The following is a 23,559-nucleotide window of genomic DNA, read 5'->3' as shown; positions in this document are numbered from 1 at the left end:
ATAAAATATTATTTATTATTGTAGTTGTGATTTTATCTCCATTTTTTCAGTTTTTAATTGCCTGATTTTTCTTTGAAATTTTTTAATTTCTTTGTTTATTTCTTCAAGTCTTTTTGCATAATCTATTTCAACTTTTGATTTTAATTCTTTTATTATATTTGGAGCTTCTTTCGGATTATTTAAAATTTCTTCTATTTTTTCATCAGATAAATTTTCTGAGTTTTGATTAATATATTTTACAGTTCTTTTAGAACTTTCCAAGGCCATAGGATTTTCTCCATACTCCAAATATTGTTTATATTTCATAATGGAGAATGAAACTTGATCTTTAGAAAGTCCCATACTTTTATACCATGCCATAAAAGAGCCGTCTTTTTGTGTTTTAAATTTTTCCTGTGCTTCATATAAATATTTACACATTTCTTTTGTTCTATTTTGTATCAGATTCCAAGCCATATACAAATTATTTTCAATACTTCTTATTTCAGAAATAAAATTATCATCTGTTATTTCATAAGCTGAAAAATCAAAATTACTTTCATATTGTTTTATGCTTTCAATTGTTAATTCATCTATTTTCTTTAATGAGTCAAATCTTCCCATTGTAATACCCCTTTGAAATTTTTATAAAGATTGTATCATTTCGACCGCGGTCGAAATATAAAATTATTCTAATTCTTTTATCAGGTCATTTGCAATATTTCTATAATCTGTTGATGAAGGAGAGGACTTTTTATAATTTATAATATCAAGATTTTCTAACATTGCATTATTGATATTTGAGTCTTTTCTGACATAATTTTTTGATAAAATATTAGAATTAAGTCCTAAACCATTTGAATTAAAAAAATCTGTAAATTCTTTTAATGCATCAGCAAAAACTTTTGTTCGTTCTTCTACCTGTACGAAAAATACTTTTTTTAATTCTAATTTAGGATTATTTCTTTTACCAATGAAGTATATCTTTATAAGATCGTTTATTCCATTTGTGTCTATTAAGCTACATTTTGATGGTGCGACAATATAATCTGTTGCATTTAAAATACCCCTTACCGTGTTATTTATTGAACCTTCAGTATCAATAATGATATAGTCATAGTCTTGTTTCAGCTGTTCTGTTATATTTGAAAAAATATTAAAGATAGCTTGATTGTCAGAATAACTCGCAAAAAGCATTTCAAGTTGAAGTAATCTTTCATCAGAAATTATAACATCTACTTTATTTTTGCTTGTAATATATTTTGCCTTATCAAATTTCATTGTTTCGTAACATTCTTTTATTAAGTCAAAAATTGTATTATCATTTTTTAAATTAAGATAAGTTGAAACAGCATTTCTTGGGTCAGTATCTATTAATAATATCTTTTTTCCTTTCAAGCTCATTGCATAAGCAAGATTAACAGCTGTAACGGTTTTTCCAGCCCCGCCCTTAGGATTTACTATGCTTATAACTTTCATAAAATACCTCCTTTAAAAATCTATTTATATTTTATATTTCGACCGCGGTCGAAATGTTAAAATTAACAAATATGAAATAAAAAGTTATACTTAATAATATTGTACTTTGACTTCCTTAAAACGTCAATAATAATTTTTGATTTTTTGTAAATTTTTTTTGTTTAAATAAATTATTTTTACTTCAATTGAAATAATAAATTTTTACTAAATTTTTCAGATGAAGCTGGCAGAAAAATGATTCAGTTTTGCGAAGTGGAACGCTCGCATTACGAACTCATTTTTTTGCCTGAAAAGCCCTCGGCGTTTGAGAGCTCGGCAGTAATTTTTGAAAAAAATGACAGGCGAGCCATTCATTTTTAATGAATGGAGGAGCTTTGCAAAGGGCTTTGCCCTCTTGCATTGCGACTGGCCGATGCAGAAATTGAACAGTCCCAAAACCTCTGATTTGCAAAAAAAATTTTAAAGAAGTATAATTAAAATAAATTGAAAATAATTGAAGCATTTTTGATATAGGGGAATAAAAATGGCTGAGATTTCAGCAATAAACAACTTTAAGAAATACAATTCTAAATCGGGCAGGAGCAGCATTAACAATGTTGTAAGAGAAGCATTCCGTGAACTGGAGAAGTTTAAGAATAATGTCAATCAGGAACTGACACAGTTTAACAAAATTCTTGTCAAGGATTTATCTGTCCTTGAACGGCAGTATTATGATACAGAAGTTGACAGCAGGAGCAGACAGGAAATTTTGAAGCAAGAAATGGAGTGGATTTGACATATATGCTTTCTCTTGAAAAGTGGGAGCAGTATTACAAGGAAAATCTTGAGTTTTTAAGTAAAAAATTTGGCAAAAATGCCCACTGCGTGTATGCAGTAATTCACTTTGATGAAAGCACTCCGCACATGCAGTCAATGTGGACTTTTTCAGAAGAGAATAATCAGAAAGACGAATATACGGTAAGTGATGTTAACACAGCAAAAGTTAAATCGGCTTTAACCAGTGCATTTTTGAGAAGAAATAAGGAGCTTGGGTTAATTGCTGGAACTGATGAGTATAAAAAGGCGTTTGAGGAATTTAAGGTTCAGGAGAAGCCCAAAATCATTGAAAGGCAGTTAGCCAAGCTGAACAAAAATAAGTCAGATAAAAAATTTAAATTTGAGAGCGGGACTTCTCCGTTTACTAAAGATTTTTACAGGACTTTCAATGAAGAATTTGTAAATGATTTTATGGTTAAAAATCCTTCCATTAATGAGTTAAAAAATAAGGTTAAGGTGTTTTCAAATGAAGGTGCGGAAGTTGTAGTCAGAAGGACTGAAAAAGTAAATTCTTCTGAAGATCTTGACAGGACAAAATTCGCTATGGAAAAGGAGAAAAAGGATCTTGAAAACAAGATTGGAAGCAATGATTATTCAAAAAATGAATTTATGAAATATATGGAAATTCTTTCAAAAAGGGAAATTATTGACAGAAAGAAAAAAATTTCAAAGGAAGATTTCTTGAATGAATTTAAAAACTGTGAAACAGATTTCAAGGTAAGAAAAAGTAATAAGGAAATTACGGATTTTAAGCGTATTTTCAATATAAAGAAGATAATCAAGGACAAATTAAATCAGAGACAGAATAACAAAAATTTCAAGAAAAATCTTAAAAAAGAAATAAAATTATTTGATAAAGTCTTTAAGAATGTAGATTTTGAAGCAATCAATAAAAAAATAGAAGATTATTCAAAAGGAGAAAAAGTTGAAGAACTGATCAAGAACAGGGAAAACCTTTATTTTGAGATTAAAACACTTGAAACTGAAGCGAGTAATTTAAAAAGTTCAATTAATTTTTTGGAAAAGGAACAAAACAGCAAAAATAATGAAATACGTAATCTTGATGACCAAATCTGGGAAAAGAAAATAGAAGCGGAAAAACCTTATGTCGTTTCAGAAAGGCGAAAGCAGGAACTTATTAATGAAGCTCTTAATGAAGCAAGAAAACGTGGAGATACCTTGATGAGAAATATTAAGAAGGACGTAGAAAAAGAGGAAGCCAAGAATAATGCCATAAAGCAGGATATTTTAGATAAAAGGCTTGAAATGGAACGAGAACTGCAAGAAATTAATAATAAACGTAGACAGCTTAATGATAGCTATGCGGACTTGGAAGAAAAGAAAAGACGTAGAAAAGCCGAACTTGAAAAGCTGGCCCAGCCAATTATACAAAAAGAAGTTGATGATCTGGTTCGTGAACATTTAAGATACTACGAAGTTACAGACAAGGATATTTTAAATTTTAAAGCGAACAACAAACTAGAATATGATAAGTTATTTGGAGAAGCTGAAGCTAGGGCTGATGAGAAAATTAAGGGGGCTTATATTAGGCGAAAACATGACGCAGGCAATAAATTCATTAAGCAAATGACAAATATGCTTCACGAAGATGCCAATGGAAAGTTTTCACTTTTAGAAATTGAAAAAACAGTAATAGTGGCAATTGAAAATGTTCCAGACAACACTTATGGCTGGTGGGATGATTTTAAGAATAATCTGAATATTGAGTTGGAAAATACAGTCAGGGAGAGAAATACTGTACGTAATCAAAATAAAAACAAATCTCAATATCATAGAAGTAGATAGCAGATAATAAAAATTATAATAAGCCTGACTACCATATCTTAAAATATGACAGCAGGCTTTGAGAAATTAAAAAGATAACAAAAAATAGAATTAATTAGAATTTATATTCTTCCTTGAGAATTAGATTTATTAGAAATCAAGCCTCTTTGATGAGCTAGTTCATTAAGTTTATCTGCTTTTCTTTGTGCAGATTCTCTATTAGAAAATCTTTCTCCATCAACTACATACCAAACTTTTCCTTTATCATCTTTTTCTTCTATTACTTTATACATAAGGTATCACTTCCTTTTATAGTTTATTTTCTACTCTATTTTAACTTATTTTCAATTCAATTGTCAAATTAGGCGTTATTTTAATTAAAACAAGTGATAATGGAAGTGGATGAAATTGAGAGGATAGGGGGTAATTAATTATTATCTAATATCAAAAAGTATACTTTTTTAAACTTAATGAAAAATATGATTTTAGAACAAAATTTCATAGAAAAATAGCTAAAAAAAGTTTCAAAAGCACACTCGACTTTTTGAAATTGATGTGTTAAAATAAATAAAAAGGAGAAAATTTTTTATGCGATACGGATATGCGAGAGTCAGTACAAGAGAACAAGACGAAGCAAGGCAGATTAAAGCATTGAAAAATAAAGGAGTTCAAGAGATTATTATTGAAAAAGCGTCAGGAAAAAATTTTATCGATAGACAAGAATGGCAAAAATTAATGGCAAAAGTGGTTGTCGATGATGTTATAGTTGTTAAAAGTTTAGATAGACTTGGACGGAATAATGCGGAAATCAAGGAAACTTTTGAACTTTTATCAAAGAAGCAAGTTTATTTGGAATTTATAGACAATGACATTTTAAATACTAGAAAACCTATTACAGAAACTGATAAATTAAACCAAAAACTCGTACAGCCAATCATTCTTCATCTGTTAGGATATTTTGCAGAACGTGAAAGGGAATTGATTAGAGAACGTCAAACCGAAGCCTATGTACAATTGGAAGTTGATAGTAAAGGTAGAAAGTTGAGCAACAAAAAAGTTAATAAAGATGGGAGCAAAAAAATTTGTGGACGGCCAAACAAGGTGGAAAATTTAACAAAGAAACAAAAAGATATTATAAACAGGTGGATTTTAAAAGCAATTAAAACATCAGAGGCAGTCCAGTTGACTGGATTAAGCCGCTCGACACTTTTTAGAATAAAAAAAACGTTTTGTGAGCAGGAAAATATTTTATAAAATTTTATTTTAAAACTACTCTAAGAGCGTGTTTTGCATTAAACTGAAAAAGTTCGTACGATTAATATAATCAAAATAAACAGCAGAATATATGTAAAAGGAGTTAAAATGGAAAAATTTGGAAGAAAATTTAAAAGAGAAAAAAGGAAAATAAAAAAATTTTTGAATGCTAGGGATTTTGAATTATTATTAAAATATTTTATAAATTTAATAAAAAATAATTTGAGAATTTTAAAAAATCCAGCGATTGAAACAACGGCCAATGCTAGAAGAAGTTACGTATATTCTGTTGATTTTGGATTTACAACGGGAGGAGTTTTAAGAGATAGGCATTATTGTGTTGTTTTGTACAGTCAAGGAAAAACATCGATAGTAGTTCCTTTGACTTCTAAAAATAATACCAATATTTTTAATGTCGAGTTAGGAATTATACAAAATTTATCAAGAAGGAACATTGTAAGTTATGCTCTAGTTAATCAAATTACAACAGTAAGTAGAGCAATGTTAATGCAACCAAGAAGAAATAGAAATGAAAGAGTAAAATTAAATTCAGAACAAATGAATAAATTGGAGCAAGGATTAGAAAAAATATTATTTAAAAATAGGTATTGAAAAAAATTCAAAAAGGTGTTAAAATAATTTTAGAAAAAGAAAATAAATGGGTCTTAGCACCTGAGTTAATTGATTTTTGGGCTATACGCCTGAGTTAAAAAAAGGAGTAGTTGTTTCTGCTCCTTTTTACTTTTGGAAAATGATGTTATAACTGAAAATACAAGTATCTTGATTAAAAATTAAAATGAAAGGAATTTCAATTATGACTGATGAATTTTTTGAAGATGAAAATGTGGATGATGAGGAAAATAATCTTGAATATGACAGGGATATTTTTGACATTGAAATTGAATTTGATGACGAAGTTGTTAAGAGAATTGAGAGAACTGAAACAGCTAGGGAATTTGAAAAGCTGATTGAAAATGAAGAGTAACTATTAAAACAGAGTAACAAATTTTTAGACTTAAATTTTAATTTACAATCAAAATTATTAATGTTAAATCATTGATTTTTTTTAGTCAAAATGTTATAATTAACGCAACAGTACTGTAGAATAAAGACCATAAGTGTATAAAAAAAGGAGAGCCGCTAACTCTCCTTTTTCCGTTACTTCCAAAATTCTTCGATTAAAATAATTGCTATCTGTAAAGCAATTATGATTAAGATTTTTATCCATAACTTATCCATAAGTGTATAACCTCCTTTCATCAAGGATTGCTCAGATTATACCATTTTTTGGAAAGCCATTCAAACAAATATATATAAATAACAGTTTTAAAATATAACATTTTATAGTAGATAAATATTATAATAAAGGTGCAGATAATTCATAAAAATTCATCTTTAAAAATTGTTTTTATGAGAATTTTTTTGCACAAAATTTGTAGAAATTTATGCAAAATATGATCTTTAAATTTAAGAATTGTAACTTTATTTTCACGAATGAAATGAGTTTTTGAGTGCAAACGAAAGCCACTTTTTCAAAATTTTATGTGCTGAAAAAATCACGATAAGTTTCTAAAATTTTTTAATTTTTGAGAAACTTGTAAGCGTGCTTTCCAAAATTTGAATTTTCGGAAAGTTTATTGGGAAAAATTTTTATAAAAAAGGCTTGATTTTTTGAAAAAAATGGAGTAATATTTGATTAGCGTAGAAAATGAGAGCCCAGTTTTTGGAAGTGGATGGGCAGTTTAAGGAATTTTACTTCAACTCATTTTAAAATATCAAAAGAAAATTTAATTGAATAAAAAATAAAATATTTGAGCTTATGTACAGATTATTGGGAGTTTTCTTCCAAAATGTTTGCACAAGCTCTTTTTTTGATTAAAAAAATATATTAGAAAAATCAGGATAAGATTTCTTGAAATTATAAAATAAAATTGATGATGATAAAAATCAAAGTTCATATTGCGTCATATTAAGCCCGTAGCGTTCGTTAAATCGTTTTTTGGTACAAATCCTTGTCTAATGCAAAATTTTTTTGTTATGGGGCTAATATAGGCTTGTTCTATATTGTAAATTAGATTTTTAACTGTAAAATAATTTTATATTTTTTATGATGACAGATGAATTTGAAGTAAAAATTATTGACAAAAATTTAAAAAGTAGTATAATGGTATTACCAAAAAAAATAAAATATTAAGGAGTGAGTGTTATGGCTTCTATAAGTTTAAAAGTATCTGATATGGAAAAAAAATTTTTGCAAAGTATGGCGCAATTTGAAGGAGTTACATTGTCAGAGTTAATAAAATCAAAAGTGTTTGACTCACTAGAAGATGAATACGATGCCAAAATAGCAGATTTAAGATTATCAGAATATGAAAGCTATTTGAAAAATGGAGGAGAAGTTTTAAAATGGGAAGAACTGTAAAATATAAAATAATCCCAACTCCACATTTCGTAAAAGACTTTAGCAAACTAGATGAATTTGTAAAAAAAAGAATAAAAATTTATTTAGAAAATATTGCAGAAGATCCACGCAGTAAAGGAAAAATGTTGAAAGCAAATAGAAAAGGACAATGGAGATACAGAATAGGAGATTACAGAGTTATTGTAAATATCCAAGATGAAAATTTAGTAGTATTAGCGTTAGAAGTAGGACATAGAAAAAATATTTATAATAGTTAAATACTGAGGCTGTTTTATAAAGTTAATTTTATGAAATAGCCTTTTTTGTTATTAACTTTTCGTATCAAAAAGTACCAAAGTAATAAAAAATTGTAATCTAAATAAATGCAAGTATTTATCATTTTTGAATTTTTTATATCACATATTTCCTAAACCAATTTTCAAAATGTTCCATACTGTTAAAAGCAAAATCCTGTTCGTAAAAATCATCAATATTCTGAATTTTAACAACAACCATTCCATTCTTCTGTTCATTTATTGACTTTATTGTCAAGGTGTTAAACATTCCAGTTACTCCGTCCATCATTCTGACTTTTCTGTGAATGAAAAAGTCGGCAGGTGTCCGTATTTCTTTTTTCTCTTCCTTAATTTCTCTGGACTGTGGTTCTTCTTTCAGAAATGTAAAAATGAAGCCTGACACGGCAGGACGTCCTCTTCCTTTTGTGTTATACGTTTTCTGAATTTTTAATCCGTACTTTTCTTTAAGTTCTTTTTGTATTGGCTTTAAAACCCAAACATCAATATCACACATTCTATAGTTTACAGGAACATCCATTATTCTTTTAAAGTCTTCGAGTGATATGTTCCATTTTCCAGTAGACTTAAACTGTTTCATTCTTCGATAAAATTCTTTTGCATAACTTGATTTTAAACTGATAAACTCTTTTAATTCAAATGCTGTAAAAGTAACATTCAATTCATTTAGAACCCAGGCAAATTCTTTATTAACTGCTATCTCAACCGTCTTTTCGTCTACATCAACTGAATATCGAGTAAACAGCACAAACTTTATAAAGCGTCTTTCATCTCCAACTTTCAGCTTAATACTAATCAACTTATCATAAGTGCTTTCAAGATCCTTTACAAAAGTTGCTGATGTATTGTCAGAATAGTTAATGAGTTTTTTCAGCTTATCAAAATGAAAAGTTATCTCCTCTTCGCCTTTTTCTTTCGTTCTGCTGCAAATTGCCATTAAAATATCAAGTTCATTGGCATTAAAATTACGAAGACTTATGTTATTAAAATTATTATTATATTTTACAACTTCATTCATAAAAACCTCCTTTTTTCTTATTATATCATTAACCAAAAATAATAACAAGTCCTTGTTTATACTCTACTGAAAACCTAGTTTTTATTTACTGATTTTCTAGTTTTAAATCTACTGATTTACTTGTCTTTATTTACTGAAAACCTAGTTTTTTAATATCTTCAAAGTCAGTAACTATAAGTGTTTGCGAGTACCTAAAAAGGTATATAAAAAGATAATATATAAAAATGGTATAATAAAAAGGAACTAATTTAGAAAATTAAATAAATATTTTTCTAAAATTTATTGGGTAAAAAGTTGTTTTAAAAAACTAAATTATAATAAATAAAAAAGAATTTTATATTCTAAAAAAATAACCGCTGTCTTTTACAACAACGATTATTTAAAAATTTAGTTTTATTTTTTATTTAACTTTATTTTTTAATAATTTTTCCATTTTCCAGTCCAGTAGTGATTTATATTCCATTTCTTCAATATATTTTTCTACGCTTTCTTCTCCTTCTTTTAATTTTTCTTCTAATGTAACTGCTTCTTTTAATATATCGTTATAAAAGTCATATCTCTTTGAATATTTATTATATTCTTCTCTTACTTTATCAATATTTTCCTGTATTTTTGAATATTTTTTAAACTTTGCAAAAGTAGCCGCTCTAAATAAATATCTATAAATTTCTGCTCCTATATATAATTTATCATTTCCTACTATTTCTTCAAAAAAAGCATCTAAATCTTCATATTTTTTAAACCAAGGGATTATTTTGTTTTTTATTTCTTCTAAAATACTTTTCATCCCTTTTTCCATCTTTTCTTCTCCGTCCAAATCTACAAATTCCGTTTTTGCACCATTTCCTATAGAATCTTTCATTATGTAACTATATATTGGTATTATTGCATACTCTATTCTTAATTCATGATAATATCTAAAAAAACCTATATATTCAAATAATCCTATTTTATTTAATTTGCAAAATCGTCCTATTCCTTTCTTTCTATATCCAAAATCTTTCATTGGTTTATTAAAAATTTCTTTAAAGTATTTCTTATAAAGTTCATTATATTCTTTTGTTGATAATTCTTCCATTTCTTCTTCCTTTCTATTTCCATATTGTTATATCTGATTTTTTTATTGTTCCATTAGATTTTTCAATTATTTTTTGGATTATTTTTTGTTCTTGAGAATAAGTAATTCCTTGACCTCTTGCATCAATCACAATATTTTGTTTTGTAACAGTCAGCGGAAGATTCTTTCTTCTTTGTTCCACTTGTTTAACTATTGTATTAGCCATATTGTCATAGTTCTGCAGTTTATAATTTTTCATTTCAAAACTCTCAACAGGAATATTGTTTTTTAATTTCATATTATCTGGTCTAACTGAACCTTTAGTACCATATTTTACTGGATCATTTTTCAAGTAACTTTCTTGTGGTAATATTTCAACATCCGGATTATTTTTATAAGTTTCTTTTAATGATTTAGTCAAATCATTTTCTGATTGTTTATAAGTAGGTCTGCTTCTGCTAGTATTTCCATTATTTGAATTTTTATTGTTCGTGCTACTGCCTGAATTAGATGAATTCTTAGGATTTGAAAGTTTAATAAAACTTTCAGTAATTCCAAAAGCACCTTTAGTTGCAACACCTGCTGAATATGTCCTTACTGCTTCCGCAGGAATTATTGCTAACGTGGTTGTTCCCCCCGTTTCCGGAGCAAGGGCTATCCCTGCAACTTCAACTGCTCCTGCTCCTCCTGCTCCTGCTCCCCCACCTATAGTTGACAAAGAATGTCCTACTAATTGCCCGCTGTGATAATATACATTGTTAGGTTCTATTTTTTTACCATCTTTGTCTCTAAAAACTGCTACTCCAAGGGACGCATCCTCCGCTATTGCAAACCATGCTCCCATTGCAAAATAACCTGTTGCACCATTTAATTCCGATAAAGTACGTGCTACCGAACGTCCATTACGATAATATGCATTATTGGGCTCTATTTTCTCTCCATTTTTATCTCTAAAAACGATATTTCCAAAGGATACCTCCTCTACCAATCCAAGCATTGCTCCTTCTGAAAAATAACCAATATTTTCGACTCCTTTTACTATTTTGCCTTTTATGCCATCAACTTTTTTATTATTAGAAGTTTTAGAGTTTGTCGGTTTTTTAGTTGTCTGAGTTTTTTTAGGCTTGTTAGATTTTGGTTTTTTTACCGCAGTAGTTTTTTTTGCTTTTGGAACTATTTTGCCAACAGCATATTTGATAGCACCTATTGACTCCTTCATTGTTTTTTGGGCAGCAGGTCCACCTTTTGATATGGTTTTAATATCATTATTTAAAACCCTAGTCGTATCATTCGCAACTTTACCTAATTGTTTAAAGCCACCTATAATATCTAATTTTTTAAATTTCTTACCAGCATCTCCAAGACCCTTAAAAAATTTATCAACATGCTTATTATTGAAATCAGCCGTAACCTCACTATTAACATCCATAACAGCTTCATCAAGTTCACTCGTACTTATACTCCCAGTCTTGCCTTCCCTAGCCCTCTTCATCATGTCATCGTAGGCCAGTTCTCCTGCTACCGTTGCTTTTAGCTGCCCCTCATCATTTTCTTTCCCTTTTCCAGTTTTCAAGTCTTCAGATATTTTCCATTCTCTTGCTATTCCTGCCCGTATTACTGCTTCATCCGTTATATTTTCATCTACGAAAATTTTATTAGTAATTTTGTCATAGAAAATACCAGGTACTTCACCCTTTTGAGCTAGTTTATCTACTCTAGCTCTTACTTTTGGTGGCAAATTCGGATTATCAGGATCATATTTTTCTACTGCTGATATATCAAGCTCTTTTAATATTTTCTCTGAATTTAAATCTCCAGTTGCTATTAGATTCATTTCAGGAGCTGTCTTAACCCTTATTACGCTTTCCTTGATTTCATTGATTGTTCTTCTTTCAGGATCTCCAATGTCGCTGCTCTTTCTTCCATTTACAGCATTTTCTATGGACTTTAATATAGTTTCTCCTGTAGCTTTTCCTTCAAGTATTGCTACTTCCAGATCTTCCTTGAACTTTGTTGGATTTGAAATATATTCTATAACTTGCGGCTCCACATTGATATTCGTGCTTCTGTGAGTATCCTTCGTTATTTCATTTGCTTTTCCTAAGTCCCTGTTTATCTCATCTCCTGAAGCATTCTGTATCTCCACATTTCCAACTACTGTGTTTCTTGTAATTCCTTCCTTGTCCCTGTTGTCCTGATTAAAGCCGACACTTGTTATTCTTGGTTTTCCTCCAAGTGAAACTCCCATTGATCCACCAGTAGTTGTCATTGTGTCGTAATTTTGAATATCTTTTCCGACATAGCTGTCAATCTTGAATGTTGTGCTGTTATCGCTCTGTTTTCCAATTACTGCACCAGTATTTTCAAGCGTTCCAACGTGAAGATTGCTTCCCTCTCCAACAATGAATGAACTTTGATTGTCTACAAATGCTCTTGATCCGTTTGTTCTGCTTCCATTTACATTTACGGAACTTGGCACTCCGTTTGCACTTATTCCTAGCCCTATTCCACTTGAGCTTCCTGTTGTTGTACTTGTATTCTGTCTGCTCTCTACAACCAGTTTACCGATATTGCCTGTTACTTTTCCGCCTTCCTGATTAAATCCAGATAATGTCATTGAGCCTGTGTTGTTGTGGACTTCATTTACGTTTTTAAAGTTTCCGTTTGCATAGACAGTTTCAGCTGTATTCTGATTGCCTCCGTTTATGGAAATATTTCCACTAATGCTGTTTGGCTTTATTTGTCCATTTGAGCCTACTCCAGCACTTACTCCAAATCCAAAGCCTGAACTTTCAGAACTGTACCTGTTTCTCAGTTCAACCGCCTCTTTTTGAATATTTGCCACGTTATTGTAAATGAATGTTCCACCTTGAGCCTGTGTTCCCTGATAAGTTATGTTGTTTACGTTGTTGTACGTGATGCTTGAATTTTCGTTCAGAGGTCTCATTGTTGTAACAGCGGCACTTTCTGTGTGCGAATCTGTGCTTGATTTCGACTTCTTAAATCCTGCATTAATATTTCCGCTCACATAGAAGTCATTGTTTACTTTGAAATCCCCGTTTTCGATGTCCTTCATTGTGGCTCTTGATCCGTTATGTCTTGTGATGTTCCCTGACATGTCTTTAACTGTACCAGTTGCTACATTTATTGTTTCCATTGCGCCACCAATCGTGTCGCCATTTTTAATCTGCTTTACAGCTTGCTCAGCCTGCTTAATCCTGTCCTTAATCGGGCTGTTTATTCCTGCCGATATTGTAAATCCGCTGCTCTTGCTTGAAGTATGCACGTCCCTTGTGTCAATTCTTGCATCGTATTTTACATCGCCGTTATTGATCTGGATATTTCCATATTCAAAGTTTGTGGCTGTAATTTCTGCTCCCCTGTTCAAGACTGAGCCATCTCCAACTTGCAGGCTGGATTTTGCATTTACTGTACTCTTTTCATCGTACGTGTTCTGCGATTTCCCATACCCGACTGAGGCTCTTCCATGGCTTATTCCGCTGTTAAAGCCTTTATTCTTATTCTTTTCGTAGTAGCTATTGTGTAATTCTCTTGAGTCCGTTGTAACTTTTCCACCTACAAAAGTGTTTTCTCCAAGAACGATGTTGCTTCCAGTTCCTGTCAGGTTTCCTTCAATTCTTGCTCCGTTCAGCTGCAAGTTTCCTGCCACATTTTCTTCCTCGTGAGCATTTACATAACGGCTGTCTGAAGATAAAAACCCTTTATTTGTTCTCTTTGATTCATTTTCATAGCTGTTTACTACTGATTCAACATTTACATTTCCGCTGATTGTAAGTCCATTAGTATCTCCGCCTGCAAAAGTTGAGCCTACTAAGTTCATATCTCCAATTCTTCCTGTTGTCGTATCTGCAACTATTCCAGCTCCTAGATGTGTTGTCTGGCTGTATCTTCCATAATTATCACTGTTTACTCCGTTTCTGTCTTCACCGCTTAATTTCAGGGCATTTGCGTTCAGGCTGTTGACATCCCAGATCATATTTTTTGTTGACAGAACTCCACCAGTTGTAGTGTATTCGTTAGCCTTTATGTAAGTTGTTCCATTTGAAGATATTTCTCCAAGCGAAGCGGCTTCATCGTGCCAGCTGCTGTCATATCTTCCGTTATCGTAGCCTATTCGCCTTTTTGTTGTGTCATTTACTACTTTTCCGTTTTCAGAAATTAGTGCCACAACTTCATTCCCCTTTATTCTTCCGCCGATGTTTTCAATATTTCCAACTGCATTTATGTAGGTCTGGTCTCCTGAAATTTCTGAAAGAAGATTTGTTGTTGTTTCATTTCTTACAGTATTCGCCTCAACATAGGTAACTCCGCCGTTACCCCATTTTGTCCCGCTGTTTACAAAGTCGTTGGTCTTGACGTAAGTTCCGTCTATTCCGCCAACCCTGTTTCTAGTGTCATCGCTAATTGATGAACGTGTATTCTTGCTTAAATAGACTTGCGGAGCAAGAACTTCAATGCCGTTTACATTTTTTGTCACATACCATATGATGTCCTCGTTCAGGCTGTTTATCTGTTCCTGAGTCAGTTCCTGCCCTGCCTTAAGCCCAAGCCTCTTGCCTTCAGCTGAGGCGTTGTCCATCATTGCCTGTATCAGCTTCTTGTTGGACTTGCCATTTATGAAGGCTGTTCCCAGCTTTTCGGCAATTGACCTTGTAAGGAGCTGGTTCTCGTAGTAGGCATCCCCAAGACGTCTTGCCCTGTCCCACACTTCCGAGTATCCGACCCTTTCAAGGAAGTAGTCGCTTCCGTAGTAGTCGCTCAGGTTTATGTAGCTTGAACGGGTCTCCATGACATATTTTGAACTTGGGTTCATATTTGCCTTGAACATTGCACTTGCGAGTATCGGATTGACACTGATTACTCCTGTGCTCTTGATGTCCTTTATCCCTGCGTTGTTCCCTTCAATCTCGACAACGTTGTCAAAAGTTCCGCTTACCTGGCTGTTCAGGTTCGGACTTCCATTGACCTGCGAATTTCCGCTAAAGCTTCCGGTTAATTTTGATAGCGAAGCGTTTCCAGCGACCTGCACCGCTCCATTAACTGAGCCTGTCCCCTTCTTAATTCCTATTGAATTTGAAGAGATCAGCTCCCTGCCAGTCGCCCCGCCATTTTCCAGTTCCTCTCCGTTTGCGTCCTCGAACGGGCTTCTTATGATATTTGGAGCATTTATTCTTACAGCGGCGCCTTCAATAACGGCAGGCTGTCCTGCGGCATATCCCGTCAGGAAGTTCCTTGTGTCAATCTGCCTGTCGTGAAAGGCCGTCATGTCGTAGCCATGCCCTCTTTCCTCAACATTCAGTTCCAAATATTCATAGCCTTTTCTTAATCTTATTGGATTTGATGCGTCAATGGTTACAGAATTTTCAAAATTTGTTGCATTAACATTGACTAGGCCTCCACCTGAAACTATGCTGTCCTTGTTCTTAAAATTGCCTGAATTTACTGTAATATTCCCGCCTGCAAGAACTTTCCCGTACTCAGTGTCCGCATTGCTTTTCAGCCTTTCCCTCAGCTCCTCAGCCGGAAACTGTGCCGTTCCGGTCTTAAATTCATCGCCATATCCGAGGTCTTTCCCTAATATGCTTCTGAAAAAGTCCTCATGCTTGGTAAGCAGATACGACTTGAACCTTGAGTTCCTGTTTTTTGTAACAAACTTCTCAAACTCCACTTTCTGGTCATCTATTGCATCCTTGTATTTTCCATGTCCCCAGTCATATCCGTCATGAATTGCCCATTCATTCCTAATTTCCTGCTCGGTAATTTTAAGCCCGTCCCAAGTTTCAAAATATTTTTCATAGTTCCCTAAGCCTTTAACTCTTCCAATATTCTGAAAATCACTGGAAGTAATCACAATATCCCCTGTCGACTGGATTGTAGCCACATTGTTCGTAATCTTTGCGGCATTAAGATCCATGTTTCCGCCAAGTATTTCAGCCTCGTCATTCATTATCTCATTTGCCTTGATAACAAGAGCCTTCCCGCCATAGATGGCTTTTTCCTTGTTGTTCTGAACCTTGCCTTGAGCGTTCATCTCAAGATAGTTCTCAAATGCGATTAAATCATTATTCGTAATATTTCTTCCTGAAATCTTTCCGTTATTTCCGGTAATCATATTGTTATTAACGATTTCCCCGCGTCCATTTACAATAACCGTATCAGACGCAAGCTCCTTGTTATTCGTAAAGTCATTCGAGTTGATCTCAATTAGTCCTGTTCCAGTAGTGTTGCCATTGTTTGTAATATTGTTCCCTGAAATTACAAGCCTCTGCTGCCCGTGAAGATTCCCTGCAAGGTTAATGTCCTGGTTAACGCCAAGCTCAACATTGTTCCCCCTTATCGTCCCAGCATTATCAAATTTTCGGGCATTTCTCATAAATATTTCGCCTGACAGGATTTCCCCGGTATTTGCAATTGCTGAACCGTCAAGCAGAACCCTGTTATTTGAGGCAATCTTTCCGCTATTACTAACAATTGCATTTGCAGCATTTATGTTGCTGACTGCCATAATTTCCTTGGTGTTGGTCAACGTATTCGTAGCCAGGTCAACATCATTTCCTGAATAGATGAAGCCGTCATTTTTAGTACTGGATACATTGGCCTTGATGTTTTCCCCATTTATCTTTCCTGAGTTTGTAAACTCAGAACCTGCAACATCAATTCCTTTTCCATCAACCGTTCCGCTGTTCACAAGCGAGCTTGCCGCCTTAATATTCCCATTTGTGGCAAATGTTCCAGAGTTTTCAATTCTCTCTCCTGTAATACCTTTTCCAGCCGCAATTTTGCTGGAAGTAGTGGCATTTTTTATATTCTTGGCATCAATTGTATCATTGGCAAGCAGTTTTCCTGAATTGTCAATGTTTCCGCCTGAAATCTTGCCAATTGCCGTAATGTCTCCGCTGTTTGTAATGTCATCCGTCTTAAGGTCCACGCCTTCAACTTTTCCAGTATTCTTCAGGTTATTGACTTCCAGATTCTTGACATAGATGTTCCCATTGTTTTCAGCATTCTTCCCTGTCAAGTCCTCATTTGCGGCTATCTTGCCGTCATTTCTTATATTCCCGGCAACTGATATGTTCTTAGCGGTTTCAACAGCCCCGCTGTTCTCCAGCTTTCCTGAAACTGTGATTTTTCCATTGGACCTTACATTCCCTGACGTTACCAGGTCATCGGATGAAACTGTCCCGACTGCCACAATGTCTCCTGTGTTGCTGACATTCTTGGCATTCAGATTTTCATTTGCCACAATTACACCGTCATTGCTTAAATTATCAACTTTTACATTCCTTGACGCAATTGTTCCTGAAGTAACTGTGTCCTTTCCTGTCAAATCTCCATTTAGGGCAATTCTTCCAGTATTTCTGATATTTCCAGACACCTTCACATCTTCAGCAGTTTCCACTGTCCCGTCATTCTCAAGCTTTCCTGCAACTGTAACTGTCTTGTTTGCCTTTACAGTTCCTGAAGTTGACATATCGTCACTTGAAACTGTTCCGGCCGCAGCAATGTCTCCAGTATTAGTTACTTTTTTAGCTGTGATATTTTCTCCTGCTGTAACTTTCCCATCGTTCTTTAAGTCATCAACATTTATGTTCCTTGAAGCAATGACTCCAGCTGAAACAGCATTCCTACCGCTTAAATTACCGCCTGCAATTATTTTACCAGTATTGCTGATGTCCCCCGCAACCGTCACATCCTTCGGAGTCTCGATTGTCCCGTCATTTCCAAAGTCCCCGTTAATATCAAGCGCCTCGTTCGTTCTCAATGACCCTGATGACTTCAGGCTGTCAGCCATTATTTTACCGACAACAGTAATATCTCCTGCACTTTCAACCTTTTTAGCTGTCAGGTCCTTATTGGCTACAATTTTACCATCATTCTTAAGGTTCCCAGTTCTTAAATTATTTGAAACTACAGTTCCTGAAGTGTCCATATTCTTTGAAGCAAAGTCCCCGTTAGTAAGGATCTCCCCTGAATTTAATACATTATCGGCAACTGTTATGTCCTTTGAAGCCCCGACTGTCCCGCTGTTGTCAAGAAGACCGTCAATGTCAAGAGTCTCATTTGTCTGAACCTTTCCTGAAGTGACAAGGCTGCTTCCTGAAATTCTGCCTGATGCTAAAATATCCCCCGTATTTTTCACATCTTTTGCAATCAATTCGCCATTTGCGCTTATTTTCCCATCATTAGTAAGGTTATCCACTCTTAAATTTTTAGCCGCAATTGCTCCTGATGTTACCGTATTTTTAGCCGTTAAATCCTCATTTGTCAAAATATTTCCTGTACTGCCTATATTTCCTGAGACTGAAATACGTCTAACGGAAGTCAATGCTCCTGTGTTATCAAATTTTCCGTTAATGTCTGTAATTCCTGAAACCTGTATATTTCCAGAATTGTCCAAGTTCCTTACATTAAAGCTTCCTCCTGAAAGAACTGCCGCAAGAGAGTTTTTAAAATCCTTTGCCGTTATGTTCCCTGAAGCGTTGATATTTCCTGAATTTATCATGTCAAGCGTATTCAGGTTTCCACCTGTGTATATGTTGGACTTGTTCTCAACATTCCCATTAAGGTTAATGTCCTCATTTGCCTGAGTCTCCCCATCCAGCTTTATTTTAGCCGCATTAATATTAATCCCCTTGTCAGAGCTTGCAAGCTCACTTTGGGCATACTCAGTCCCGTTTATTTCAATGCCGTTCCCTTTAATCTTTGCGACATTGATTTTCCCGTCAGCCGTAATTTCTAATTTTGTATCCCTTGAGTAGATAAGTCCATTGGAGTTTACTCCTGCCCCCTTGTCCGTGCTGACTATCTTTATCTGCCCCGCATACATCGATCCAAGATTGCTTGCGTCAATTGCAACTGAATTTATTCCATTTTTGGAAGTTACTGTTCCGCTAGAGTCAACAGTATTTTCCCCCAAAGTTACGTCAACCTTGCTTCCGACAAGATTGCCCTGCAGCTCCATTGCCTTTGCAATGACGTTTACATAGTCTGTATTAGTCGCATCAAAGCCATTAGCCCCGATAATGACCCTTCCCTTTTCGACGTCAATTCCGATTACATCCCCGTCCTTCAGCTTAACTTTTCCAGTTGTAGGGATAAAGTTTTTTATGTTGATTGTCCCTGCGCCGTTTAAATATATTCCATTTTCGTTGCTTAAAACTACATTCACTTTCTGTCTGCTGAGAGCCTCGATATATCCCTCAATTTGCGATCTGTTTGCTCCATTTACCTGAAGCAGGACAAGATTTGCGGCCTGATTCGGCCCAAGATTTGGATTTGCATTGATGATTCCTGCGAGATGGCTTCTACCGATGTTGTCGGCATTGTTAAGAACCTGCCCCTCACGTCCCACGTTGTACTCTAAAAACTCGTTAATACTTACACCACGGCCATTCGGAGTGGAAATATTAACGACAGGCACGCCATTCTGAGCCCTGTCAAGGCTTGTGTTGTACCTTGAATTAGGATCAACCTGAAGTCCGTCGGCAAGAATGTTGAAGCTGAACACGTTTAGCAGCAGCGCCGCAGTTAATTTACGTAATATCTTACTTTTTTCTTTCATCCATTCATCTCCTTTCGATATTTTTACTGATTAAAATTTGAAATTTCCTATAATTTTTATTTTGAGTTATTATCTAAAAACTTACTTTCAAGGATCCGCTAAAATACATTTCCTGCTTCTTAGGGCTTAAATAGTCTGAATGCGACATTGGCCTTGCATATCCAAAGTCAAAGTCAAAGATTTTTGTATCAAGCCTGATTCCAGCTGTCATTCCAGTTACATATCCAGTCCTGTATTTAGATTTGTCCCTGTTATACTTTGCAGCCCCGTATCCATAATTAACATATGGGGAAACAACCGCAAATTTCTTAACTGGAATACTGTATGCAATCTCATTGCTGACTTCTATAGCCTTGTCTCCCTGAATGGACTCCCTTGTATGGTAGCCCCCTACACTTCCGACACCGCCTATTGTCTGTCTTTCACTTCCGTACAGGACGTCGTTTGAGTAGCTCCCGCTAATATTTGCCCTGTATACAAGCTTGTTCGTTATGGGCTTGTAGTAGCTAAGGTTCATGCTGTATTTATGGAACTGCGCCTTTGGCGTAGTATCTATCTTTCCGCTGTCCCTTTCGGCATGAAATATTTTAAGCCCTCTCTCATATCCGAAAGAGCTTCCGAAAATCCCTCCGAAAAGTGAAGTTGTAGCATTAAGGCTTAAAGTACCTATAGCAAGCTTCCTGTCAGACAGTGCCGACTTTTCAAGATAGCTCTGGTTATGCTTTCTTTTAATCCCTAAATCAAGAGTAACCTTGCTTTTCTGATTCCTGAACAGTATTTTTTCCAGATCGGCAGACAACGTATGGCTGCCTGAATACATATCATATACTGTATTTGCTGAATAGAAGCTGCTTTCCTGAATACTTTTACTTGAATTAAGTTTCAAAGTATATGTCCTAAATTTCATTGTATATCCGAAATTAAACATGTCAAGCCGTCTTTTGTACGGCAATGTATCCCCATTTGCAGGATTATATCCAGCTGGCCCGATTGGCAAGATTTCTCCCGGCTCAAGCTGCTCCACCGGCTTTTTCCAGTCTCTATTGGGATTTTTCTTGGGAACAGTCATATATGTGAAATAGAAGTTGTCCCCAATTCCAAGAGGGCTGTCAATATTCAGATGCACTCCTCTTCTCCATATTCCGTTCTGCCTGCTGTCCCCATAGTTGTTAGCTAGGATTCCGACAGTATATTTATTTTTTAGAGTATTCTTTACCTGTATTCTTGAATGATTTTCCTTTGTGCCTGGAAGAACTTCCATAGTCATGCTATTAGCATTAATTGAGTTGAAGTTATCAGTCGCTGTGTCAATGTCCCTGATATTAAAAATTTTCTCTTTATTTACTGGAAACATGAAAAATTGTTTATATCTGTCAAGTTTATTATTAGAATTGATCTTAATATCTTCAATTTTACCAGCAATAATATCTAAATTTAAAATGCCAGTAGTTAAATCATTATTTTCATCCAATGCTACACTAGAAGTAGTATATCCTTTTGAAATTAACTTGTTAGTAATATCTGTAAGAAGATTTCTTATATCATTTGAGCTTAATTCAGAGTAAAGATACTTTTTGATAATTTTACTTTTTTCCTTTTTGGATAGAAGCTTGTTATCATCTTTTAAATTAATTATTTCAATTAAAAATTTATTAGAATTGTTGTTATCATTCTCAATTTCATTATTAATTTGTATCTGAGAATTATCAAATTTTGTATTTTCAAATTCCTTCTGCATTTTCTCCTGCCGCTGCCTGACTCTCTCCTGTTCAAGCTGTCTCTGCTGAATATCAATGATTCTGTTAGCCTCATTGACTGGAGCTGAAAAGGCAAGATTTGTAAGCAAAAATGTACCAAAAATTATTATTTTCTTATATCCCAAAATTTACCTCCTTTTTAATAAAAGATTAAAATATGCTAACATAAATTAAAAAAAAAGTCAAGTTTGATGTAAAAGTAATTTTTTTATTTTAAACATAAAAAAAACCATCTTATATTTATAAGACAGTTTATTATTAATTTAGCAAGTTTACAATATTTTTTTAGTATTGAATTCCAATACCTATTTTTATTATATTATTTTTTAGATTATTTAATCCATATGAAGTATTTATATCAAACATATCTGTAATTTTATATCTTAATCCAATATTGGCATTGACTGTTGTTTTTTTATAGTTTAAAGCATCAATTTTTGTTGTTAAGTCGACATCTCGTTTATTATGATACGAATTCTTCCCATATTTTTGTCTATATTCTACATTTCCATACAAATCTATTTTGTTTAACTCTGCTACACCATAAATACCTAATACACTATTTAACGCTGTTTCAGAGGTTTTTTTAGCTCCTATTTTATTAATTGCTCCTTCTTTAAGATTTAATACTCCGATACCTAAATATGGTTTTATATATCCATTTGTAAATAGATATTTATATCCTAATCTTGTTTCAATGTCGAATATATTTGAAGTATATTCTGCATCATTTATCCAATTATACGAAATAATATTACTTCCATCAAATTTATGTTTATTTGTAGAATATACTAGAGTTCCTATTAAATCAAATTTCTCATTAAAATCATATTTTGCATTCAATAAAAATTGGTATGAATCAATTTTTTCTTTTATTCCGTTATAAAAATCTTTATATTTTACTTTTGAATTTTGATATCCAAATAAGCCTCCTAATGTTAGTTTATCATAATTTTTATTCAAAGAAAGAATAACTCCATTACTCTTTCCATTATATTGTAAAGTATCATGTGTTTTATCGGTATATTTAGTTCCTACTCCACCTACATATTCAATATTTAAATCCCATTCTCCTTTTTCTATTTTTTTCTCAACATTTTTTATCATAGTCATTTTAGCATTTTCTACTAAATCTAAATCAACACGTGATCTTGGAATTACTAAAACTTTTTTTCTTTTATTTGAAGGTGCTACATTTCCTGTTATTGGAGTTGTTCCTGTTGAAGGTGTGCTTGGAGTCGGTGTTGAAATACCTGGTGTAGTTGTTGAGGCTGTATTTGGCGGTAAAACGTTTGTCGTTACGTGAGTAATAGCAGTGCTGGCGTTATTTGATCTAGATATAACAGATGGAGTGTATAAATTACCATTTAATACTCCAGATTCTGGTAAAGTAGCAGAATTTTCATCTAAATCTTGCCAAAAGTAATAATGTTTTGTAGAAACTGGTGCTCCTACTGGATAGGCACTGCTTCCATTTACTATTGTTCCTATTGTACCATTCGCTCCTTCTATTGTAATAGTTGTATTTGGATCTAAATCAAATCTTGTTCCTGTTTCTATTTTAGTTCCACTGTCTAATTTTATTACATATGTTCCGCCTTGATTTCCTAAAAACTGAACAATGCCTGAAAAATTATGACCTGCTTCAGTTAATGATCCATTTGATACTGATGATCCGTTATTGTACGATGTTATTGTCATTTTAGAAAATGAATTTATACCTAATAAAACAATTCCTAGTAATAATCTCTTTTTCATATTTTATCCTTTCTTATTCAAAGTTTTCTAAAAAATATTTTTCTTTATATTTTGAGATTTTTTGATTATTTATTAAAAATTTTCTTTTATTTATTCTGTTAAATATTGATAATCTTCTTAATTTTATTGATATAAAGAAAAAATATGTGATTTCTAAGAGGAAAAAGTCTATGAATTAATATTTTTTTGAATTAAAGTCAATTTCCCTAAATTTAAACTGAGTAATTTTAGCATAATTTAAATAAAAATTCAAATTTGAATATAAAACTTTTTTTAAAAAAATATAATTTTATCATTAACAAAAAGGTTCTTTTCTTTTTCATATTGACTATTATTTCTCATATGTAAGAAACAATAA

General features: G+C 33.1%; 15 protein-coding genes. 7 read left to right on the top strand and 8 right to left on the bottom strand.

The window, feature by feature from the left end; genetic code table 11:
* Positions 1-15: 15 nt before the first annotated feature.
* Both FVE77_RS12190 and FVE77_RS12185 read right to left on the bottom strand, forming a co-directional pair.
* A complete protein-coding gene (locus tag FVE77_RS12190; RefSeq protein WP_036087315.1) occupies positions 16-603 on the bottom strand; it encodes a hypothetical protein in 588 nt (195 codons plus the stop codon).
* A gap of 63 nt (positions 604-666) precedes the next feature.
* The gene (locus tag FVE77_RS12185; RefSeq protein WP_026745112.1) at positions 667-1,458 is read right to left on the bottom strand and encodes a ParA family protein; all 792 of its coding nucleotides are present in this window, start codon (positions 1,456-1,458) and stop codon (positions 667-669) included.
* Between the two features lie 523 nt (positions 1,459-1,981).
* On the opposite strand from FVE77_RS12185, the gene FVE77_RS12175 reads away from it, so the two are divergent.
* Positions 1,982-2,233, top strand: coding sequence for a hypothetical protein (locus FVE77_RS12175; protein WP_146967975.1), 252 nt, complete (start codon positions 1,982-1,984; stop codon positions 2,231-2,233).
* Positions 2,224-4,080: a plasmid recombination protein gene (locus tag FVE77_RS12170; protein ID WP_146967973.1), complete on the top strand. Its 1,857-nt coding sequence runs from the start codon at positions 2,224-2,226 to the stop codon at positions 4,078-4,080. The genes FVE77_RS12175 and FVE77_RS12170 overlap by 10 nt, the downstream gene beginning before the upstream one ends.
* Before the next feature lie 101 nt (positions 4,081-4,181).
* On the opposite strand, the gene FVE77_RS12520 is transcribed toward FVE77_RS12170, so the two are convergent.
* Entirely contained in the window at positions 4,182-4,352 is a 171-nt protein-coding gene (locus FVE77_RS12520) for a hypothetical protein (protein ID WP_154669765.1), read from the bottom strand.
* Between the two features lie 295 nt (positions 4,353-4,647).
* Between FVE77_RS12520 and FVE77_RS12165 the strand changes: the two genes are divergently transcribed.
* The 5 genes from FVE77_RS12165 (at position 4,648) to FVE77_RS12150 (ending at position 7,992) form a co-directional block, all read left to right on the top strand.
* The gene (locus tag FVE77_RS12165; RefSeq protein WP_026745119.1) at positions 4,648-5,313 is read left to right on the top strand and encodes a recombinase family protein; all 666 of its coding nucleotides are present in this window, start codon (positions 4,648-4,650) and stop codon (positions 5,311-5,313) included.
* A gap of 108 nt (positions 5,314-5,421) precedes the next feature.
* On the top strand, positions 5,422-5,925 hold the full coding sequence (locus tag FVE77_RS12160; RefSeq protein ID WP_026745118.1) for a type II toxin-antitoxin system PemK/MazF family toxin: 504 nt from the start codon (positions 5,422-5,424) through the stop codon (positions 5,923-5,925).
* A gap of 184 nt (positions 5,926-6,109) precedes the next feature.
* Complete coding sequence (locus tag FVE77_RS12725; protein WP_172966428.1) at positions 6,110-6,298, top strand: hypothetical protein; 189 nt, start codon at positions 6,110-6,112, stop codon at positions 6,296-6,298.
* 1,221 nt (positions 6,299-7,519) lie between these two features.
* Positions 7,520-7,735 carry a type II toxin-antitoxin system RelB family antitoxin gene (relB, locus tag FVE77_RS12155; protein WP_006806162.1) on the top strand — a complete coding sequence of 72 codons (216 nt, stop codon included), beginning with the start codon at positions 7,520-7,522 and terminating at the stop codon, positions 7,733-7,735.
* A complete protein-coding gene (locus tag FVE77_RS12150) occupies positions 7,720-7,992 on the top strand; it encodes a type II toxin-antitoxin system RelE family toxin (RefSeq protein ID WP_021745737.1) in 273 nt (90 codons plus the stop codon). The genes relB and FVE77_RS12150 overlap by 16 nt, the downstream gene beginning before the upstream one ends.
* Positions 7,993-8,125: 133 nt before the next feature.
* On the opposite strand, the gene FVE77_RS12145 is transcribed toward FVE77_RS12150, so the two are convergent.
* The 5 genes from FVE77_RS12145 to FVE77_RS12125 all read right to left on the bottom strand — a co-directional run bounded on the left by FVE77_RS12145 (position 8,126) and on the right by FVE77_RS12125 (position 23,201).
* A complete protein-coding gene (locus tag FVE77_RS12145) occupies positions 8,126-9,046 on the bottom strand; it encodes a replication initiation protein (RefSeq protein WP_036087326.1) in 921 nt (306 codons plus the stop codon).
* Between the two features lie 400 nt (positions 9,047-9,446).
* Positions 9,447-10,124 carry a hypothetical protein gene (locus FVE77_RS12140; protein ID WP_146967971.1) on the bottom strand — a complete coding sequence of 226 codons (678 nt, stop codon included), beginning with the start codon at positions 10,122-10,124 and terminating at the stop codon, positions 9,447-9,449.
* A 13-nt stretch (positions 10,125-10,137) separates the two neighbouring features.
* The gene (locus FVE77_RS12135; RefSeq protein WP_232052993.1) at positions 10,138-19,686 is read right to left on the bottom strand and encodes a two-partner secretion domain-containing protein; all 9,549 of its coding nucleotides are present in this window, start codon (positions 19,684-19,686) and stop codon (positions 10,138-10,140) included.
* A 73-nt stretch (positions 19,687-19,759) separates the two neighbouring features.
* Complete coding sequence (locus FVE77_RS12130; protein WP_026745100.1) at positions 19,760-21,568, bottom strand: ShlB/FhaC/HecB family hemolysin secretion/activation protein; 1,809 nt, start codon at positions 21,566-21,568, stop codon at positions 19,760-19,762.
* A gap of 160 nt (positions 21,569-21,728) precedes the next feature.
* Entirely contained in the window at positions 21,729-23,201 is a 1,473-nt protein-coding gene (locus FVE77_RS12125) for an autotransporter outer membrane beta-barrel domain-containing protein (RefSeq protein ID WP_026745101.1), read from the bottom strand.
* Positions 23,202-23,559 lie beyond the last annotated feature (358 nt).

The sequence above is a fragment of the Leptotrichia hofstadii genome (assembly GCF_007990525.1).
In the GTDB taxonomy this organism is placed as follows: Bacteria; Fusobacteriota; Fusobacteriia; order Fusobacteriales; family Leptotrichiaceae; genus Leptotrichia; species Leptotrichia hofstadii.
Note: the sequence above shows the minus strand (reverse complement) of the source record. Positions and strands in the feature narration are given on the sequence as shown.

What these genes read in the sequence shown, in the direction of transcription:
- FVE77_RS12125 (WP_026745101.1), bottom strand. Translation starts at nt 23,201, where the DNA reads ATGAAAAAGAGATTATTACTAGGAATTGTTTTATTAGGTATAAATTCA.
- FVE77_RS12150 (WP_021745737.1), top strand. Translation starts at nt 7,720, where the DNA reads ATGGGAAGAACTGTAAAATATAAAATAATCCCAACTCCACATTTCGTA.
- FVE77_RS12185 (WP_026745112.1), bottom strand. Translation starts at nt 1,458, where the DNA reads ATGAAAGTTATAAGCATAGTAAATCCTAAGGGCGGGGCTGGAAAAACC.
- FVE77_RS12145 (WP_036087326.1), bottom strand. Translation starts at nt 9,046, where the DNA reads ATGAATGAAGTTGTAAAATATAATAATAATTTTAATAACATAAGTCTT.
- FVE77_RS12190 (WP_036087315.1), bottom strand. Translation starts at nt 603, where the DNA reads ATGGGAAGATTTGACTCATTAAAGAAAATAGATGAATTAACAATTGAA.
- FVE77_RS12175 (WP_146967975.1), top strand. Translation starts at nt 1,982, where the DNA reads ATGGCTGAGATTTCAGCAATAAACAACTTTAAGAAATACAATTCTAAA.
- FVE77_RS12135 (WP_232052993.1), bottom strand. Translation starts at nt 19,686, where the DNA reads ATGAAAGAAAAAAGTAAGATATTACGTAAATTAACTGCGGCGCTGCTG.
- FVE77_RS12725 (WP_172966428.1), top strand. Translation starts at nt 6,110, where the DNA reads ATGAAAGGAATTTCAATTATGACTGATGAATTTTTTGAAGATGAAAAT.
- FVE77_RS12160 (WP_026745118.1), top strand. Translation starts at nt 5,422, where the DNA reads ATGGAAAAATTTGGAAGAAAATTTAAAAGAGAAAAAAGGAAAATAAAA.
- relB (WP_006806162.1), top strand. Translation starts at nt 7,520, where the DNA reads ATGGCTTCTATAAGTTTAAAAGTATCTGATATGGAAAAAAAATTTTTG.
- FVE77_RS12140 (WP_146967971.1), bottom strand. Translation starts at nt 10,124, where the DNA reads ATGGAAGAATTATCAACAAAAGAATATAATGAACTTTATAAGAAATAC.
- FVE77_RS12520 (WP_154669765.1), bottom strand. Translation starts at nt 4,352, where the DNA reads ATGTATAAAGTAATAGAAGAAAAAGATGATAAAGGAAAAGTTTGGTAT.
- FVE77_RS12165 (WP_026745119.1), top strand. Translation starts at nt 4,648, where the DNA reads ATGCGATACGGATATGCGAGAGTCAGTACAAGAGAACAAGACGAAGCA.